Here is a 16222-nt window from a genome sequence, read left to right on the forward strand (position 1 = left end):
TCGCCGGTAATGGCATCGGCGGGCGCGGAGTTGGTGGCGGCGTCGCCAGTGTGACCAGCGCAGATGGTGATTCCAGGAGTGCTGGGGTTGGTGGGCCAGAGCGTGCAGGCGGCGGATCTCGTTGACGGTGAGCGGGATCAGCTCGTCGTCTCCGAGGTGATCGACGGTGAGCGATTCGTCACGCGGATTCGGAGGGGCGTTTCGTTGTCCACAGGCTGCCGGCCCCCTGTGTGGCGAGCTCGTGCTCGCCCTGGTCAGTGCCCGTTTCGGTGCCGAGACCAGGATCAGGGCCGGGCGGCGGCTCGGTTTCCTGCGCCGCCGCCGCGGTGAGGGCCAGATGAGCATGTGCGACCATGGCCAGCGTGATGTGCCGATACCAGGCCAGGCGCTTGCGGACCTGGTAGTGATCGAGGCCGACCTCGTTCTTGGTCGCCTGAAAACATTCCTCGATGCTCCACCTGGATCCGGCCACCCGCACCAGCTCGCCCAATGTCACCGGCCCGGTGCTGTAGCAGCGGTAGAAGGCCAGCTCGGAGGGGTCGGACACGCTGCGGCGCACCAGCAGTTGATGGTGCTCGTCCAGGTGGATCCAGGCCCAGTCGTACCACCTTTCGCCCTTGGAACCTGGTCCGCACGAGTACCGCTGCCACGCGTCGGCGGCCAGGTCCGCGGCCAGATGATCGGCCCGCATCTTGCCGGTGGCCAGGGTGAGGTGGTGATCGCACGACACCGCCATGACGTAGTTCAGCCCGCGGCGCTCCAGCTTGGTGCGCAGCGGCCCGTTGTCACCGTAGGCCTCGTCCCCTGTCACCCAGCCGAACAGGAAGAGCGGGTCGTCGGCGGCACGTTCGATCATCACCCACGCCAGCTCCGGCTTGGTCGAAAACCGCAGGTCATCGTCCACTCCGGCATCGGCCAGCCGATCCGGGGCGGCATACCAGGACTTGGGCACATACAACTCCCGGTCGATCAGCACCCGATGCCGGCCCGGATCGACATAGGAGCAGAACACCCCGATCTGACAGTTGGTGATCTTCCCCGCGGTGCCGGTGTACTGCCGCTGCACCCCCGCCGACCGGCGGCCGGTCTTCTCAAACCCGGTGTCATCGACCGCCAGCACCCCATCGGCCGAGCCGATCCGCCGGGCCACCACGCGACGCAGCGCGTCCCGCACCCGATCGGCATCCCACACCGCAGCGTTCAACAACCGCTGCATCCCATCCGGCGTGGAGTCCCCGGCGAACTCCGCCAGCGACCACCCGTTCTTATGCTCCAGCCCGCTCAGCAATCCCAGCACATACGCCCGGGCCCGCAACCTGGGCTCCCGCCGGAACACCGCCGGGGCCACCACCTCGCCGAACAGCTCATCCAGCCGCCGTACCCACCCGGCCGGGTCGATCTCCATTACGGTCACGGCCTCCGCCGGTCATGTCGTCCATGCACATCTTCATGATCACAGCGGTGGCCGTCTCACGTCCGGCTCCGTCACCGAACCGAGATCGCCAAGTGCGGCTGCCCGACTATTCGGTGTGGAAGCCCGCGAGGTACTCGCGCACGATGTCGGCGTAACCGCCCGTGGTGGACGGCCAGGACGCCACGAGACGCTCCACCCGCTCCCGGTGGACCTGGATCCGGCTCGGCAGAACGAGGTGAAGCGCGGCCCCGATCTGAAGTTCCAACTCGTCCGACTCGGTCGCGCGGACAAGCAGGTCGTCGACCTCCGGTGCCTCGACCCCGTTCAGAGCCGAAAGCGCGTCACACCGCTCTGCGATGTCGAGCGTCTCATCGAAAACCATGCCGCCGACCACCGCCAGCAGCCGCGGATTCGGTACGGGCCCGTCCTGCAACGCGGCGGAGGCCGCGAAGATACCCGCTTCCCGCACGTTCACGTCAGTGGCGCCTTCGAGAGCGTCAGCGATCAGGTCCGCGTCCTCGGCCCCGGCCAGGTTCATCATCGCACGCAGGGCATGCACGTGGTCGACACCCTCCTCGCTGGATGCCGGAAGGCGGCGGAGCATACCCCGCGCGGCGACAAGCACCTCGTCGGCGAACGGCTCAAGCGGATTCCCCCCGGCAAACCGACTGCGCGTCACCGCGTCCTGGTATTCGTCCAGGGCTTCGCTCACGTACTCACTGTGCAGCAGGATGCCGAACGCGCGCAGATAAGAGTCCTTGCTGGTCGGGGCCCTCAACTCGGCGAGCGCCCAGTCGAGGTTCACGTTCTCCAGGGGCATATGTCTCAGGATCTCAGGGTCCGGTCCGCGATGGATCAGGCTAGCGGGCACACCGTCTTGATCACAGAGGTGGCCGCCTCACATCCGGCTCCGTCACCGAACCGAGATCACCAAGTGCGGCTGCCCTACTAAGCCTTCTCCCACCACAGGTAGCCCTCGTCGTCGACGGTCTGGACGTGGCCACGTATCGGAGTGCCGTTGCATAGGGCATCGGCGGTTTCCGCGAGCATCGCCGAGACACTGGGCCACCAGGTGCCGTTCTCGGCGCCGCCGGTGCGCTCGAACCACCGCACGCAGCCGTACTCCGGCCCCTCCCGCAGGTCGACGAACAGGTCTCCGGACGACGACCCGTCGGCGATTGGCAGCCAGACGGGCAGAAACGCGAGCGTGCACGCCGACCCGGCGGGCCGGCGCAGATGCTCCTTGACGTAGTCGGTGTGTGCTTCGGCATCGCTTCGGCCGTCGCAGGGCTCGATCGGGTCTTCGCCCTCTGCGGCGAAGTCGTCGGCGTCGTAGTCTGAGAAGCCGTCGAGCACAGCGCCGTTCCAGTGTTCGACCCACGAGTCCCGGTTACGCAGCGCGTCTTTGAGGTTCCCCCCGTAGCACGGACAGTTGGGGTGAGATGGGTCAGGTGGTCCTGGTCGAGGCGCGGTGTCGTTCCTCGTAGTTCACCGGACTGAGCATTCCGAGGCTGGAATGCCTTCTGAACGGGTTGTACCAGCACTCGATCCATTCAAACGCCGCGGCTGCGAGTTCGGCTCTTGTTTGCCATTTTCTGGTGTCGAGGAGTTCGAGCTGCATCGAGCCCCAGAACGACTCCATCATGGCGTTGTCGTAGCAGTCGCCGACGGTGCCCATCGAGCCGAGGAGTCCTGCGGCCCGAAGGCGCTTCCCGAACGTCAAGGACGTGAACTGGGCGGACTCAACCGGTCGTCGCAACACCTCGATCTCGGAGGTGTTGGATGGGTCGGCCAGCTGGGTGGATGCAGGCGCTGACGGGGCGGTCACCGATGAAGTCGCCGGGTGCGCCGGCGCATCGTCGGGAGATCGAGCGGGCGTTCTGGCGGGAGATCGCGAAAGGGCTTCTCGCCGAGGAGGCAGCGGCTGCGGTCGGGGTGTCGCAGGCGGTGGGTGGCAGGTGGTTCCGGCATGGTGGCGGCATGCCACCGATGGATCTTGCCCCGCTCTGCGGCCGGTACCTGTCCTTCCACGAGCGGGAGGAGATCGCGATCTGGAAAGCGCAGGACGTTGGGGTTCGGGAGATCGCACGGCGACTCGGCCGCCACCCGTCGACGATCTCCCGCGAGCTTCGGCGCAACGCCGCGACCCGCGGCGGCCGGCTGGACTACCGCGCATCGGTCGCGCAGTGGAAGGCCGATCTGGTGGCCCAGCGCCCGAAGGCGGCCAAGCTGGCCACCAACGATCGACTGCGCCAGTACGTCCAGGAACGGCTGTCCGGTCAGATCCACGGTCCGGACGGGGCGGTACTCGGACCAGAGGCCGGGCCGTGGAAAGGGCGAAACAAGCCGCACCGGGGAGACCGCCGGTGGGCGACCGCCTGGAGCCCGGAGCAGATAGCCAACCGGCTGAAGGCCGACTTCCCCGAAGATGAGTCCATGAGGATCAGCCACGAGGCGATCTACCAGGCCCTATACGTCGAGGCCCGTGGGGCGCTCAAGCGCGAACTTGTCGCCTGCCTGCGCACTGGTCGTGCGCTGCGGGCTCCCCGAGCCCGCTCCAAGCGCAAGGCGTGGGCTCACGGCACACCCGAGGTGTTGATCAGCGAGCGCCCTGCCGAGGCCGATGACCGCGCCGTCCCCGGGCACTGGGAGGGCGACCTGGTGATCGGGTTGGAGCGGTCGGCGATCGGCACGTTGGTTGAGCGCACGACCCGCTTCACGATGCTGGTCCACCTGCCTCGCCAGAAGGGATTCGGCGTCATCCCGCGGACCAAGAACGGGCCACCGCTGGCCGGCTACGGCGCCGAGACGATGAAGAACGCCCTCGCCGCCACCGTCAGTGCCCTACCTGAGCAGCTGCGCCGGTCACTGACCTGGGACCGAGGCAAGGAGCTGTCAGCACATGCCCAGTTCACGATCGAGACGGGCGTCCCGGTCTTCTTCGCCGACCCGCACAGCCCGTGGCAGCGCGGCACGAACGAAAACACCAACGGCCTACTCCGCCAGTACTTCCCGAAGGGCACAGACTTGTCTCGCTGGAGCGCCGACGACATCGCGGCAGTCGCAGCGGCTCTCAACGCCCGACCTCGTAAGACCCTCGGCTGGAAGACGCCTGCCGAGGCCCTCAATGATCACCTACTATCGCTCCAACAGGCCGGTGTTGCGTCCACCGGTTGAGTCCGCCCTGCGTCCCATGGTCTGAGTGCAGAATCGTTGCGTCCTTGGCAGGCTTTCTGCGGGCGACTGCGGCGGCCATCGCATCGACCACGAGTTTGGTGGTCTGGCTGATGTCGATGGAATGGCCGATGATGCGGCGGGAGAAGCAGTCCAGCACGGCCGCGCAGTACAGCTTCCCCTCGCCGGTCGGGTGCTCGGTGATGTCGGTGACCCACAGCACGTCGGGCGCCTGGACGTCAAAGGCCCGCTTCACCAGGTCCTCCTCGGTCGGCTCGTTGACCGGGTTCCGGCGTCCCCTGCGCCGCTAGATCCCCTGGATCCCGGCTTCCCGCATCAGCCGCTCGACCCGTTTGCGGCTCACCCGCTCGCCCTGTCCCAGCGTCAGCTCGGCGTGCACCCGCGGCGAACCGTAGCTCTGGCGTGACGCCTCATGGATTTCTCTGATCATTTTCACCAGCTCGGTGTTGCGTTGCTCCCGAATCGAGGCGGGTCTGCCGAGCCAGTCGCTGTAACCGGACCGGGAGACGCCTGACACTCGGCAGGCCACCGCGACGGGGATGTCGTTCTCGGCAAGTTCACGGACCAGCGAGTACCTTATTTTGGGAGAACGTTCTCGCGAGCGAAGTAGGCCGCAGCCCGTTTGAGGATTTCGTTCTCCAACTCAAGCTGCCGGGCCTTTCGGCGCAGCTCGACCAGCTCTTTGTGCTCGCCGGCGCTCAGACCGTCGAGGTGACCCTCTTCGATGTCGTCCCGGCGGATCCAGTTGCGCAGGCACGACTGGCTGATGCCCAGACTCTTGGCCAGCGCGGTCACCGACTTGTCGCCGGTCCGGGCCAGCTCGACGGCGCGACGCCGGAACTCGGGCGGGTGAGGTGGTGGCACGAGACACTTCCTTCCCAAGTTGATCAAGGTCAACTCAGATGAGGTGTCCGTGAAACCGGGGGAAGCTCATCTTCGGCGGAGGTGGGGCTGAAACAGGGCGGAATCACGATCGCGCCCACGGTGTCGGTGAAGCCGTTCTGCAGCCCCCACCAGGCGACGAGGTCGGTCGGCAGGTTCCCACCCATGGCGGACCACGCGGCGGCGACGGCGTCGTGGGAGGCGGGCGGCGCGATCTGGGCCGCTTCCTCGGGAAAATTCGACTCCAACCACCTGGTGATCCGATCCCAGGCCTTGGCGACATTCTGAGACACCCACGGCACTGTACTGGATACGGTCCTTGACCAACACGACCGAACGGCTAACGGCGATAGCGGGCCGTTTTGGGCGGAGTTACCTGCGTCCACCGTTCGGATGCGGGTGGCCCATCTGTCGATCAGGACTGAGGGGGAGAGGAATGCTCAGGACTTGTGGATAGGTTCTGGGCGGGCACGCGGAGGGCGGACCTTCCCGAAGGATCCTTGATGGTCACCGAGTAGGCCCGCGTTAGCAGCGCGGGTCGGGAAGGTACGCCCGTGCTCAGCGTAATCACGGACGGCTCGCCCCAGTCCGGCGCCCTGATCGACGAGATCGTCCGCGAGGGCGCCCGGCGAATGCTGGCCGCTGCTTTGGAGGCAGAGGTCAAACCAGTGCATAGCCGAACTGGATGCCGAGACCGATGAGGCCGTGCGCGGCATGGTGGTCCGCAACGGGTACCACCGGGCCCGTACCATCACCACCGCCGGTCCGATCGAGGTGAAGGCCCCGCGGGCGAACGACCGCCGTGCCGACGAGGCCACCGGCGAGCGCAGGCGGTTCTCGTCGAAGATCCTGCGGCCGTGGTGCCGCAAGTCGCCGAAGGTCTCCAAGGTGCTGCCGTTGCCTCACCTGCACGGCCTATCGTCCGGTGACTTCGTGCCCGCGCTAGGGAAGTTCCTTGGCTCAGCGGCCGGGCTGTCGCCGGCCACGGTGACCCGGCGGTCGGGGAGGGCACGTTGCGGGCGCGGTGGCCGAGGCCAAGGCTGATGAGAAGGCCTACAAGGCGTGGGTGCGTACGGTGCTGACCTCCTCGTATTCCTCCTACTACCGGCGGATGCCGCCCAAGCTGCTGGCCGCGATCGAGTTCAAGTGCAACAACAACGCCGACTACCGGCCGGTGATGGACGCCCTGGATCTGCTGGCCCGGTACGCCGAAGTGCCGAACAAGGTCCGCCACTACGACGCTGCCGACAAGGTCCCGATTGCCGGCGTGGTGCCGGATGGGAGAGTTGTCGGTGCCCCTCGGGAGACTGGCGTGTGCACGTTCGACGCTGGCTACCGAGGGGTTCCGCATGCATCAGACCCAGTTCTGCACGTTTCTCGGGCACGACTGTGCCACAGAGGACTGGTTGGGGGTGCAGGCCTGGGAACGACGGGCGCTGGTGCTGGCTTCCCAAGCGCACTTGCTGTCGTGCTGGATCGCCGAGGACGCGCCGGAAGGTACGGCCGTCCCGGCGCTCCTGCTCGCGGCCGGTGAGTACGACGCGCCAGCCGACAGCGGGGCGCCGAACTTGGCGACGGCGTACGAGTGCGGGCTGTTCCCACACATCGATCCGGCGTCGAACACCGCCAGGCAGGCGCTGGGGCTGCATGCCATCAACGAGGAGGAGTTGCAGCGGCTCATCTGGGAGGAAGTGCTGAGCCCCTGGCCCACAGGCGAGACTGGCGCTAGCGAACGGGTCATGGCATTGGGCCGTGAGCTCCTGGAGGAGCTGACGCATTACTTTCGGGATGCCTTTGTCGCCGAGACGGTGAAATTCACCGACGACAGGCCCGTCCCGGGGGAGTTGCATCTCGTGGTGGCGACCTCCGGTGACGAGCTGACACGGCTGAGTGTGCTGCGGTCCGCGCCCGCGCCGGTGCGGCGCGGCGGCTCGATCCCCGATCCGGCCTGCTCCTTCGGCGGCCATGCGTGCCCCGACGGGCATGGGCTCGACAATGACGCCGCGGATCGCGCGCACGTAGCGCTGCGTGCGGTCAGTGCGGGCGTGACGCTGAGCCTGAGGCTGCCGGTCAACAACGACCGCCACATCTCGTTCGACGTGAAGCTTGCCCCGCACGGCCTAGTACTGCAACGACAGGTTGTGTCTCTCGCGTCTGCGATAGTGGCTGTCTCTGGCTCGTTGCTGGGCGCGTCTTCTCCATTCAGACCATTTCAGAGCGTGGTCGATGAAGTGTGTGGTGCGCATTACGACGCGGTTCCACAGGCGACGGATCTCGTTGATGCTCAGCGGGCGAATACCTACCGGCAGGTATTCGAGATCTCCCCTTTTTGGCAGGCCCGCTGGAGCCTGAGCAGGAAGGCGGAAGCAGCCATGGACAAAGTGATGTGCCGATACCAGGCCTGGTAGCCGCGGACCTGATAGTGGTCGAATCCTGTCTCATTCTTGGCCGCTTGAAAGCACTCCTCGATGGCCCACCTACTGCCCGCCACACGCACCAATTCCTTGAGGAGAGTCTGCTCTGGGGCGAAGCAGATGTAGTAGGCGATTTCATTCGGATCGCTGATGCTTCTGCGCGCAAGAAGCCAGTGCCCTGCTCCGGGTTCACGAAATGGTCTGATGTCGACAGCAGCCCAGTCGTACAACCGTGGACCATGAGCTCCGTCTCCGCAGCTCAGCCGCTGCCACGCGTCCTCCTCCAGTTCGTCGATCAAGTGGTGGACACGCTCCTGGGTCAGCTTCATCGAGATCACCATCTGCGTTTTGGGAACGGCGACCACGTGGGCGATGCCGCGTTCTTCCATCCACCACCGCAGCCGCCACACCTGCCCGTAGGCCGCGTCCGCGGTGACCCACCGGAAGGGGATCCCCGATGCGACCACCCGTTCAAGTAAGGCCTTGCCCAGATCGGGCTTGGTGGCGAACTCCACTTCATCGCCGATACCCGCCTGGCGGCACCGTTTACGGTCTTCAGTCCACGACTTCGGCAGATAAAGCTCACGATCGATTAGCGCCCGCCCCGCAGGACTCGCATAGGCGCAGAAAACGCCAATCTGACAGTTCTCGATCCTGCCGGCGGTCCCTGAATACTGGCGGGCCACCCCAGCGGACCGCATGCCCTTCTTTAGGAACCCTGTGTCATCAAGAATCAGCACACCCTGTTCAGGGTCCCCGATGGATTTAGCGACCATAGTACGAATGTCGTCCCGCAAACCATCCGTGTCCCAGGCGTAGAAGTTCAGTAGACGCTGAAGACGCTCAGGACCATTCTCACCCGACATCTCAGCAAGAGTCCATCCGTTCTTCCGCTCCAACTCGCTCAGGAGTCCACGCAGGTAGGAGGCTGCCTGGCGGCGTGACTCCACCCGGGGAAAACGATGAGCGAACATAGCCAGAAAGTCAGAGAATTCCCGCGACCAGGCTTCGACATCGATCGTGACCACCACCACTGCCTACCGTACGCAGCGCCGTGATCACAACCTGTTGTTGCAGTACTAGCAGTCGTGGACCCGGAGACCGTGGACGCCTGGCTGTCGGACTGCCCATGGACGAGCGAACTCAACGGCGACGAAAAGCCGTTCGACGTCGCCGAATGGTATAGCGCCCTGGACGGGCTCTACACCGAATGCGTCAACTGCTACGTCGACAACACCGAGGACATCGACGACTACTCACTCGTCTACGCCGGCGTCCTCAGCGGCGAGATGCTTGGGGAACTCCTCGATGTCCCACTGCGCCGAATCTCCGGCCCTACGCCCCAACGCGCCCTCCACATCACCGGCTCCTGCGAAGACGGCGACTGGCTCAGCATCGAGCGGCCCTCCAGGTTCGTCGTCGTCGGCCCCAATGAGGCGATGTTCCTGCAGATCGACGCCGTCGCCTGACCACGCTCGACGACCCTTCGGAGTCGGCCTGTCGTAAACGAAGCTGCCAGGAAGTACACGCGATCGCGTTGATGCTGGTCAGCGGGGTGTTGCGGGTTTGGTGCGCAGGTACTGGTAGACCGTCTCGCGACTGATGCCGAACTGTTTGGCCAGCGTGGTCTTGGCCACCCCCGCGGCGGCCCGGTTGGCTAGGTCACCTATCTAGTCCGGGTTGAGGGAGCGGCGGCGGCCCTTGTAGGCGCCGCGTGCTTTGGCCGCGGCGCGGCGGGTGGCCGGTCACCTGCCAGGTGCGCTCCAGGGTGGAGCGGGCGGCAGCGCGGCGGGTGGTGAGGGCGATGCTGACCTCGTCCAGCATCGAGCGCAGCAGGCGAAACCAGACGCCGGCGTGGACCTGGCGGCCGCCACGGCCCGTACCAGCACCCCACGTCCCCGACGCCGAACCGGCCGGCCTCGCCGGGCGGCAGCAGCACCGAGTTCTGCCGCACGTAGACCTCGAAGGTCTCCTGCGCCTGCCAGTCGCTGGTGAGGGGTGCTGGCCTTTCTTCTTGCCCTTGCTGATGACAACCGGACGGCGATGTCGCGGAGGCTGTGGTTTCGCTCGCGCAGGTGGAGGGCCATGCTGAGCATGGCGTCGTCGGTTGCGGTGGCGCCGCCGATGGCTTTGCCGCGGGTGCAGGCCGATTCGTGGCCTTGTAGGGTGTGGTCGCGGATGTACTCGCCTTCCATCCCGGACAGCGCCGCGAGCACGGTGAACACGATCCCGGACGTGTCGTGAGAGCCCTGAAGCTCGCCGCTCAGGAACTCTAGGCCGGATGCCAGCGGCTTTGAGTGTTCGGCCGGCGCAGCCAGTTCGACAGCGCGGCCGAGCCGCTTGTGCTCGTGCACGGCAAGGGTGACCGCGACGCCGGTGGCCCGCAGTTCCTGGGCCAGGCCCACCGCCTTGTCGAGTGCGGGACGGCTGGTCGCGCGGGTAGAGACCTTTTCGGAGAAGACCCGGGTGACGCCGGATTCCTTGAGGGAGTCGAGCTAGGTGTCCAGGACTGGCGGACGGTCGAGGCGCGGGCGTAGCCGATCCGTACGTGTTTGGTCGGCTACGCCCCTGCCGCCGCGGTTGTCCACTGAGGCAATTCCAACCCGAGCCTGCAGGTCACGGGCTGGTTGCGGACGGCAGATAGGCGCCCGCAAAGAGTGAAGCTCCTGCTAGATGAGGTTGTCGACCAAGATCAACCTTGTCCGCGCAGGAGCTTCATGTGCTTTTCTACCGTGCCGCGCTCGATCTGTCGCGCCAGACCCTTACGTTCGTGGCCCGGCTGGTGCGCGAGCGCCGCCGCCAGATCGGAACGCGGTGGCGAGTGCTGGGCCCGGACCGCCAAGCGCTGCTGGTGCTGGTGCATCTACGCCGCAACGAACCCTTCGCCCGCCTGGCCGCCGCGTTCGGCGTCGGGGCCGCCACCGCACACCGGTATGTGACCGAGGTCGTGGAACTGCTCGCCGAACAGGCACCCGACCTGCGCGAAGCCCTCCGGATCGCACAGCGCAAGGCCTACGTCATCCTGGACGGCACCCTCATCGCCACCGACCGCCTGTCGGGCGAGAACGATCGGCTGTTCTACTCGGGCAAGCACCGGCGGCACGGAGTGAACGTCCAGTTCCTCACCGATCCGCACGGCGAACTGATCTGGGCGTCCCCGGCGCTGCCGGGATCGACCCATGATCTGACCGCCGCCCGTCACCACGGCATCGTCGCCGGCCTGACCGCGCGAGCGATCGCCTGCTACGCCGACAAGGGATACGTCGGCGCCGGCGGCGCGATCGGCACGCCGTACAAACGGCGCAAGCGCCGCACACTGGGCAAACCCAAGAAGCTGTTCAACCGGCATCACGCCCAAGTCCGTGCCCAGGGCGAGCGGGGCGCTGCCACGCTCAAGAACTGGCACATCCTGCGCAAGGCCCGCTGTTCACCCAGCAGACTGACCGCCATCATCCAGGCCATCCTCACCCTCCACCACCAGGCCAACTGAAGATGGAATGGGCTCACTGAGATATGAGCGGCGTGTTTCAACCATGCTCATACGCAGAAGAGCAGGGATGGCACTGCCTTATCGAGCCAGTCCCAGAAGGGGTCGCCGGGCCGCTGGGAGGTGCCGTTGATGCTCGACAACGCGACTCGGGGGATGCCGTGGGGATCGCGGTCTGCCATGTCCAGGAAGTAGGCCTCAGCGGCGGAGTCGCACGTGCAGAACCGTATCCAGTGGTCGAACTCGCCGTTCACCGCGCGGACGAAGTCTTCGTCCTGGCCGTAGTCGCCGGGGTCTTCCCCCTCGTAGTCCTCGAGGGTCGAGGCGCCGAGCGTCGTGGTGAAGCGGTCCAGGCGCAGATCGAAGTCGAACGAGGTGAGGGAGGCGTGGACCGCAGCGAGGTCACGAACTCCCGCGGGGAGCGGCTGATCCAGCAGGGGGACGACGTCGGCCGCGCCGAGACGGGTCGGGGCCGTCCCCCACAGTACGTCCAGGGAGTTCGACCCCGTGTACGGCGGCAAGTCCTTCAGATCGCGCGGCAACTCCCCTCCACGATCGGCGAGGTACAGATACCCGAGCAGGTACCTGCCCTCCATCGCGACCAACGCCAGCCCGAGCACCTCCGAGCCCAGCGCCGCGAGGAAGCCTGGGCAGCGTCCGGCGACTGGTGCCCACACGTGTTCCAGCGTGTCGGCGAGGCCCGCGCCGACCGGTATGCACCACGGAGAGTCCGCAGCGAACGGAACGTCGCCGCCGCCAAGCAGCAGAAGCCCCCGCAGTTCGGCCGTCTCCGCTGCCTCGAGGGTTCCCGACCATTCATGCCCCAACAGCTTCAGTCGAGTGTCGCGCCGCAGCAACCGTTCGATGCCGCCTGGGTCGCCGTCGGCCAGCGCCTTCCGCCACAGGCGGTTCGCCTCGTCAATGTCCATGATCACGGTCCTCTCTTTCGACGCCTCAGGGGCTGAGCATGTAGGTGGTTCCGGACTCGTTGACGGTGGTGGGGCGCAAGGGCCGCCACTCTTCGATGAGTTCGGCAAGTTCGGCTTCGATGTCGACGTTGATGAAGCCGAAGAAGTTGATGTTCTCGCGGTGGCCGGGGGCGATGAACGACAGCAGCTCGTCGCCGATGTCGCGGCCCTGGTCGCGTAGCCGGCCGATGGCGATGCCGTAGTACTCGGTGGTCCAGGTGATGACGGCGTTGGTGAGCAGGGGCAGGCACCAGCCCTGTTCGGTCTGGTCATGAAGGTGGGGGCGGACGATGGTGCCCTGCTGGGCGTAGTGCAGGTCATGGCGCAGCGCGTGCAGGGACTCGCCCTTGTTGAGCTGCCGGGAGATCGTCCGTCGGTAGACCGGGTCGGACAGGTAGCGGGCGGCGTGGACGGTGCGGCGGATCCGACCCCACTCCTTGAGCGCCGCGGCGAGGGTGTTCAGCCGGGACGCCGCCGACCACTTCCCGACGATCAGCGATGCGGTCGCCTCCCCGAACTTCAGCGACCCGCCCATGCGCAGCAGGTCGGCCCAGCGGCCGGCGACCAGGTCCTGGTTCCACCGGTCGGCGAGCAGCGGCCCGGCGTGCGTCCCATGCACGGTGGGCTGGCGCCTCGCCCTGGTCGGGGCATGAAGGTCTTCGGGGCGCATGCAGGAGCTGCTGTCAGAGGAGGCCAATCGCCCGACGAAGCCGGGCCCGGCACTTGAGCGGGTCATGCAGCGCGACGCTCAATCGTGACTTCACGCGCAGGGCCGTCCGGGAAGTCACCAAGGCAGGAGTCGAGCAGTACCTTGTTCTGGGATCGGGTTTGCCAGATGGTGGCAGTGTGCAGCCGTTTTCCCATGAAGTGGCTCCGCATGCGCGGGTGGTCTACAATGACATCGACCCCATGGTCGAATCGCACAGGCGAGCTTTCCTTCCCGGCGACTCGGAGAATACCGGGATCGTTCTGGCTGACCTGGGGGACACTTCCGCGGTGTTGGGGGCCGCCGAGACGGCTCGTTTGATTGATCTGTCCAAGCCGATCGGCGTCATCTCGACCGCCGTATTTCACCTCATCCCCGGGGATATCTCGGAGACGGTGTCGGCATATGTCGACGTGATGGCGCCGCCGGGCAGCTACCTCATTGTGTCCGCGTGTGTCGCCGAGGGGGTGTCACCGGAAATGATAGAGGTGTGTACCAAGCTGTTCCCTTCCTTCGAGCCCCGTTCAAGGGAGGAGCTCAGCGCGTGGTGCGCTGGCCTTAAGGTCGTCGCGCCCGGCGTCGAGATGGTGCAGCGGTGGCGGCCAGAGAAGGCATATGAGCCCCCGCTGGACATGCGGGTTCTTTGTGTGGTGGCGCGCAAGCCTGGAGGAAGAGCCACGCGCCGCATTTAGAGCCTTTCGCCCCCCCGATGCCGGGGCCACAGGCCCGGCATCGCGGCTATCGCCCGACGTTCATCTGTCGAGCCTGCACAGAGCAGACAGCCCAAACACCACCGGAGCGACCGAATGCCCGAAATGCCCAAGACCAACGTAAGCTTCGATCGTGCGGACCTTCCCATCTCCACCAGCCGCACGAAGGCCTACCGTTTGCTGCTGGCCCACGGACCACTGGTCAACGCGGGACCTGCGGGCCACTACATCGTGACCGCCAAAGCGGCCAGGTATGTACTTAAACATTTTTAGGCGCTTTCGTCCACTATCGCGTCGGCGACGTTGGGTTGCACCTATCCGTTGGTTCCAGTCGCCGTGGACCCTCCACGGCACACCGAGATCCGCCGGTTTTTGAATCCGTTTTCAGTAAGCGTGCCGTTGGTGCTATGAAGCCGACGGTGCAGGCTGAGATCAATGGGCTTATCGATGGCTTCATCGATTCCGGCGACTGTGATATCGCCGACATCGCGCTATTCTTTCCTGCCCGGGTTTTTCTTGCGTTCTCTGGGCTGCCGATGGACGATTTGGATTCATTCATCCGCTGGCAGCGGGTAATCGCCGGCGGCGCCGACCCGGGATCGGATATTCCGAGGGCGGAAGTGCGAGCCGCGACAGAGGAGTTGGAGACCTACTTCGAAGACCGTCTCGAGGAGTTCAAGCACGGTCGCAAGGCCCCGGACGGCCTGTTCCGCAGAATTCTGGCCGAGGCTGGCGATGGTGAGCGACTCACCGACCGCGAGCTGCTGGGCTTGGCATTCCTGTTCGTCCTGGCAGGCCTCGGCACGGTCGCATCCGCGCTGACAACGATGTTCGGCCACCTGGCATAGAACGCCGGGTTGCGTCGGGAGCTCGTTGCCGACCCTTCCCTCATTCCTGGCGCTGTTGAGGAGTTCCTGCGTTTCGAGTCGCCCACCCCCTTCGTCCCTCGTATCACGACACAGAAAGTCGTGGTCGAAGGGGAGACCATCGCGCCACGGGAAGTGTCGTCATGGTTGCCCTGGGAGCCGCTAACCGGGATCCAGTCGAAATCGATGATCCCGACACTTTGAAGATTCAGCGCACTGGCCGCCATATGGCCTTCGGGCTAGGCGCCCACTATTGCCTGGGTGATGAACTGGCACGTCTGGAACCGTGCACGGCATTGGAGGAGTTCCACCGCCGTATTCCCGAGTACAGCCAAGAAGAAGGAGTGGAGCTACGCGTGCTGTGGCCTGCCACTGAGATCAGGTTCGAGACGGTACCGCTGAGGTTTCCTCCGGGAGGAAGCGTCGGCGAGTGATGCTCAGCCGCTGCTCGACAGCTCTGGATCGCCACCGCCGGGCCGACACCGATCGGTTGAGGTCCCGGCAGTGCACCTTCGCACGGCCCACGATGGCGACGACATTCACGATCGCTGGCGGCCGAGACGGTCGAGGCGATGTGGGCTCGGATCGAGGTCGTCGTTCCCCGTCGAGAGCTGACGGCCGCGATCACCGCGATCACAGAACTCGCGCCGCCGCTGGATTCGGACGCCGTCGAGGTGTGGCGGGCCCAGTCCGCGACCCGGGCGGGGCGCATGTTGCTCTGCGACGGCCGCTAATAGGGCAGCCGCACTTGGTGATCTCGGTTCGGTGACGGAGCCGGATGTGAGGCGGCCACCTCTGTGATCAAGACGGTGTGCCCGCTAGCCTGATCCATCGCGGACCGGACCCTGAGATCCTGAGACATATGCCCCTGGAGAACGTGAACCTCGACTGGGCGCTCGCCGAGTTGAGGGCCCCGACCAGCAAGGACTCTTATCTGCGCGCGTTCGGCATCCTGCTGCACAGTGAGTACGTGAGCGAAGCCCTGGACGAATACCAGGACGCGGTGACGCGCAGTCGGTTTGCCGGGGGGAATCCGCTTGAGCCGTTCGCCGACGAGGTGCTTGTCGCCGCGCGGGGTATGCTCCGCCGCCTTCCGGCATCCAGCGAGGAGGGTGTCGACCACGTGCATGCCCTGCGTGCGATGATGAACCTGGCCGGGGCCGAGGACGCGGACCTGATCGCTGACGCTCTCGAAGGCGCCACTGACGTGAACGTGCGGGAAGCGGGTATCTTCGCGGCCTCCGCCGCGTTGCAGGACGGGCCCGTACCGAATCCGCGGCTGCTGGCGGTGGTCGGCGGCATGGTTTTCGATGAGACGCTCGACATCGCAGAGCGGTGTGACGCGCTTTCGGCTCTGAACGGGGTCGAGGCACCGGAGGTCGACGACCTGCTTGTCCGCGCGACCGAGTCGGACGAGTTGGAACTTCAGATCGGGGCCGCGCTTCACCTCGTTCTGCCGAGCCGGATCCAGGTCCACCGGGAGCGGGTGGAGCGTCTCGTGGCGTCCTGGCCGTCCACCACGGGCGGTTACGCCGACATCGTGCGCGAGTACCTCGCGGGCTTCCACACCGAATAGTCGG

The 16222-nt window shown here is 66.0% G+C and carries 19 protein-coding genes and 3 pseudogenes; 9 read left to right on the top strand and 13 right to left on the bottom strand.

Annotated features, from left to right (window positions below):
- Positions 1 to 292: 292 nt before the first annotated feature.
- The 4 genes and pseudogenes from ACQEU6_RS07330 to ACQEU6_RS07345 all read right to left on the bottom strand — a co-directional run.
- Positions 293 to 1405, bottom strand: a pseudogene (locus ACQEU6_RS07330) (IS701 family transposase); the annotation flags it as partial.
- A gap of 115 nt (positions 1406 to 1520) precedes the next feature.
- Positions 1521 to 2234 carry a hypothetical protein gene (locus ACQEU6_RS07335; protein ID WP_499328613.1) on the bottom strand — a complete coding sequence of 238 codons (714 nt, stop codon included), beginning with the start codon at positions 2232 to 2234 and terminating at the stop codon, positions 1521 to 1523.
- 128 nt (positions 2235 to 2362) lie between these two features.
- Positions 2363 to 2770: an SMI1/KNR4 family protein gene (locus tag ACQEU6_RS07340; protein WP_499329963.1), complete on the bottom strand. Its 408-nt coding sequence runs from the start codon at positions 2768 to 2770 to the stop codon at positions 2363 to 2365.
- Positions 2771 to 2861: 91 nt separating this feature from the next.
- Complete coding sequence (locus ACQEU6_RS07345; protein ID WP_499329966.1) at positions 2862 to 3092, bottom strand: integrase core domain-containing protein; 231 nt, start codon at positions 3090 to 3092, stop codon at positions 2862 to 2864.
- 125 nt (positions 3093 to 3217) lie between these two features.
- Between ACQEU6_RS07345 and ACQEU6_RS07350 the strand changes: the two genes are divergently transcribed.
- On the top strand, positions 3218 to 4591 hold the full coding sequence (locus ACQEU6_RS07350; protein ID WP_499328617.1) for an IS30 family transposase: 1374 nt from the start codon (positions 3218 to 3220) through the stop codon (positions 4589 to 4591).
- On the opposite strand, the gene ACQEU6_RS07355 is transcribed toward ACQEU6_RS07350, so the two are convergent.
- Genes ACQEU6_RS07355 through ACQEU6_RS07370 form a run of 4 tightly spaced genes read right to left on the bottom strand, consistent with a single transcriptional unit; the run spans position 4539 to position 5784 of the window.
- Entirely contained in the window at positions 4539 to 4844 is a 306-nt protein-coding gene (locus tag ACQEU6_RS07355) for a DDE-type integrase/transposase/recombinase (RefSeq protein ID WP_499329968.1), read from the bottom strand. The two genes, ACQEU6_RS07350 and ACQEU6_RS07355, sit on opposite strands and share 53 nt — an antisense overlap.
- Positions 4845 to 4895: 51 nt before the next feature.
- Complete coding sequence (locus ACQEU6_RS07360; protein ID WP_499329971.1) at positions 4896 to 5126, bottom strand: IS3 family transposase; 231 nt, start codon at positions 5124 to 5126, stop codon at positions 4896 to 4898.
- A 59-nt stretch (positions 5127 to 5185) separates the two neighbouring features.
- Positions 5186 to 5473, bottom strand: a complete 288-nt coding sequence (locus ACQEU6_RS07365) for a transposase (protein ID WP_171069556.1) — start codon at positions 5471 to 5473, stop codon at positions 5186 to 5188.
- Positions 5474 to 5502: 29 nt separating this feature from the next.
- Positions 5503 to 5784: a hypothetical protein gene (locus tag ACQEU6_RS07370; protein WP_499329973.1), complete on the bottom strand. Its 282-nt coding sequence runs from the start codon at positions 5782 to 5784 to the stop codon at positions 5503 to 5505.
- Positions 5785 to 6045: 261 nt separating this feature from the next.
- Here ACQEU6_RS07370 and ACQEU6_RS07375 point away from each other — a divergent pair.
- Both ACQEU6_RS07375 and ACQEU6_RS07380 read left to right on the top strand, forming a co-directional pair.
- A pseudogene (locus tag ACQEU6_RS07375) lies at positions 6046 to 6487 on the top strand (transposase); the annotation flags it as partial.
- A 353-nt stretch (positions 6488 to 6840) separates the two neighbouring features.
- Positions 6841 to 7899 carry a hypothetical protein gene (locus ACQEU6_RS07380; RefSeq protein WP_499329976.1) on the top strand — a complete coding sequence of 353 codons (1059 nt, stop codon included), beginning with the start codon at positions 6841 to 6843 and terminating at the stop codon, positions 7897 to 7899.
- Here the strand turns inward: ACQEU6_RS07380 and ACQEU6_RS07385 are convergent.
- Positions 7791 to 8879, bottom strand: coding sequence for an IS701 family transposase (locus ACQEU6_RS07385; protein ID WP_499340068.1), 1089 nt, complete (start codon positions 8877 to 8879; stop codon positions 7791 to 7793). The two genes, ACQEU6_RS07380 and ACQEU6_RS07385, sit on opposite strands and share 109 nt — an antisense overlap.
- A gap of 114 nt (positions 8880 to 8993) precedes the next feature.
- On the opposite strand from ACQEU6_RS07385, the gene ACQEU6_RS07390 reads away from it, so the two are divergent.
- Positions 8994 to 9374 (top strand): hypothetical protein, encoded by a 381-nt coding sequence (locus tag ACQEU6_RS07390; protein ID WP_499329979.1) that lies wholly within the window; start codon positions 8994 to 8996, stop codon positions 9372 to 9374.
- Between the two features lie 78 nt (positions 9375 to 9452).
- On the opposite strand, the gene ACQEU6_RS07395 is transcribed toward ACQEU6_RS07390, so the two are convergent.
- Both ACQEU6_RS07395 and ACQEU6_RS07400 read right to left on the bottom strand, forming a co-directional pair.
- Positions 9453 to 9542: a helix-turn-helix domain-containing protein gene (locus ACQEU6_RS07395; protein WP_499329980.1), complete on the bottom strand. Its 90-nt coding sequence runs from the start codon at positions 9540 to 9542 to the stop codon at positions 9453 to 9455.
- A gap of 108 nt (positions 9543 to 9650) precedes the next feature.
- Positions 9651 to 10367: pseudogene (locus ACQEU6_RS07400) on the bottom strand (recombinase family protein); the annotation flags it as partial.
- Between the two features lie 257 nt (positions 10368 to 10624).
- Between ACQEU6_RS07400 and ACQEU6_RS07405 the strand changes: the two are divergent.
- Complete coding sequence (locus ACQEU6_RS07405) at positions 10625 to 11395, top strand: transposase family protein (protein ID WP_499340111.1); 771 nt, start codon at positions 10625 to 10627, stop codon at positions 11393 to 11395.
- A 47-nt stretch (positions 11396 to 11442) separates the two neighbouring features.
- On the opposite strand, the gene ACQEU6_RS07410 is transcribed toward ACQEU6_RS07405, so the two are convergent.
- The gene (locus ACQEU6_RS07410) at positions 11443 to 12321 is read right to left on the bottom strand and encodes a hypothetical protein (protein WP_499329982.1); all 879 of its coding nucleotides are present in this window, start codon (positions 12319 to 12321) and stop codon (positions 11443 to 11445) included.
- Positions 12322 to 12346: 25 nt separating this feature from the next.
- Positions 12347 to 12979: a Tn3 family transposase gene (locus ACQEU6_RS07415; protein WP_499329986.1), complete on the bottom strand. Its 633-nt coding sequence runs from the start codon at positions 12977 to 12979 to the stop codon at positions 12347 to 12349.
- A gap of 104 nt (positions 12980 to 13083) precedes the next feature.
- On the opposite strand from ACQEU6_RS07415, the gene ACQEU6_RS07420 reads away from it, so the two are divergent.
- From ACQEU6_RS07420 to ACQEU6_RS07435, 4 genes are all read left to right on the top strand, one after another.
- Entirely contained in the window at positions 13084 to 13758 is a 675-nt protein-coding gene (locus ACQEU6_RS07420; protein WP_499329991.1) for an SAM-dependent methyltransferase, read from the top strand.
- A gap of 425 nt (positions 13759 to 14183) precedes the next feature.
- On the top strand, positions 14184 to 14624 hold the full coding sequence (locus ACQEU6_RS07425) for a cytochrome P450 family protein (protein WP_499329993.1): 441 nt from the start codon (positions 14184 to 14186) through the stop codon (positions 14622 to 14624).
- A 590-nt stretch (positions 14625 to 15214) separates the two neighbouring features.
- A complete protein-coding gene (locus tag ACQEU6_RS07430) occupies positions 15215 to 15376 on the top strand; it encodes a hypothetical protein (protein ID WP_499329994.1) in 162 nt (53 codons plus the stop codon).
- A gap of 128 nt (positions 15377 to 15504) precedes the next feature.
- Positions 15505 to 16218 carry a hypothetical protein gene (locus ACQEU6_RS07435; RefSeq protein WP_499328613.1) on the top strand — a complete coding sequence of 238 codons (714 nt, stop codon included), beginning with the start codon at positions 15505 to 15507 and terminating at the stop codon, positions 16216 to 16218.
- Positions 16219 to 16222: the final 4 nt, after the last annotated feature.

Origin of the sequence: Spirillospora sp. CA-108201, assembly GCF_050936235.1 — a bacterium.
GTDB lineage: Bacteria > Actinomycetota > Actinomycetes > Streptosporangiales > Streptosporangiaceae > Spirillospora.

Bases quoted from the DNA above. Each gene is read 5' to 3' on its own strand.
- ACQEU6_RS07350 (WP_499328617.1), top strand. From the start codon at position 3,218: ATGCAGGCGCTGACGGGGCGGTCACCGATGAAGTCGCCGGGTGCGCCG.
- ACQEU6_RS07435 (WP_499328613.1), top strand. From the start codon at position 15,505: ATGCCCCTGGAGAACGTGAACCTCGACTGGGCGCTCGCCGAGTTGAGG.
- ACQEU6_RS07410 (WP_499329982.1), bottom strand. From the start codon at position 12,321: ATGGACATTGACGAGGCGAACCGCCTGTGGCGGAAGGCGCTGGCCGAC.
- ACQEU6_RS07335 (WP_499328613.1), bottom strand. From the start codon at position 2,234: ATGCCCCTGGAGAACGTGAACCTCGACTGGGCGCTCGCCGAGTTGAGG.
- ACQEU6_RS07385 (WP_499340068.1), bottom strand. From the start codon at position 8,879: ATGTTCGCTCATCGTTTTCCCCGGGTGGAGTCACGCCGCCAGGCAGCC.
- ACQEU6_RS07345 (WP_499329966.1), bottom strand. From the start codon at position 3,092: ATGGGCACCGTCGGCGACTGCTACGACAACGCCATGATGGAGTCGTTC.
- ACQEU6_RS07380 (WP_499329976.1), top strand. From the start codon at position 6,841: ATGCATCAGACCCAGTTCTGCACGTTTCTCGGGCACGACTGTGCCACA.
- ACQEU6_RS07425 (WP_499329993.1), top strand. From the start codon at position 14,184: ATGAAGCCGACGGTGCAGGCTGAGATCAATGGGCTTATCGATGGCTTC.
- ACQEU6_RS07430 (WP_499329994.1), top strand. From the start codon at position 15,215: ATGTGGGCTCGGATCGAGGTCGTCGTTCCCCGTCGAGAGCTGACGGCC.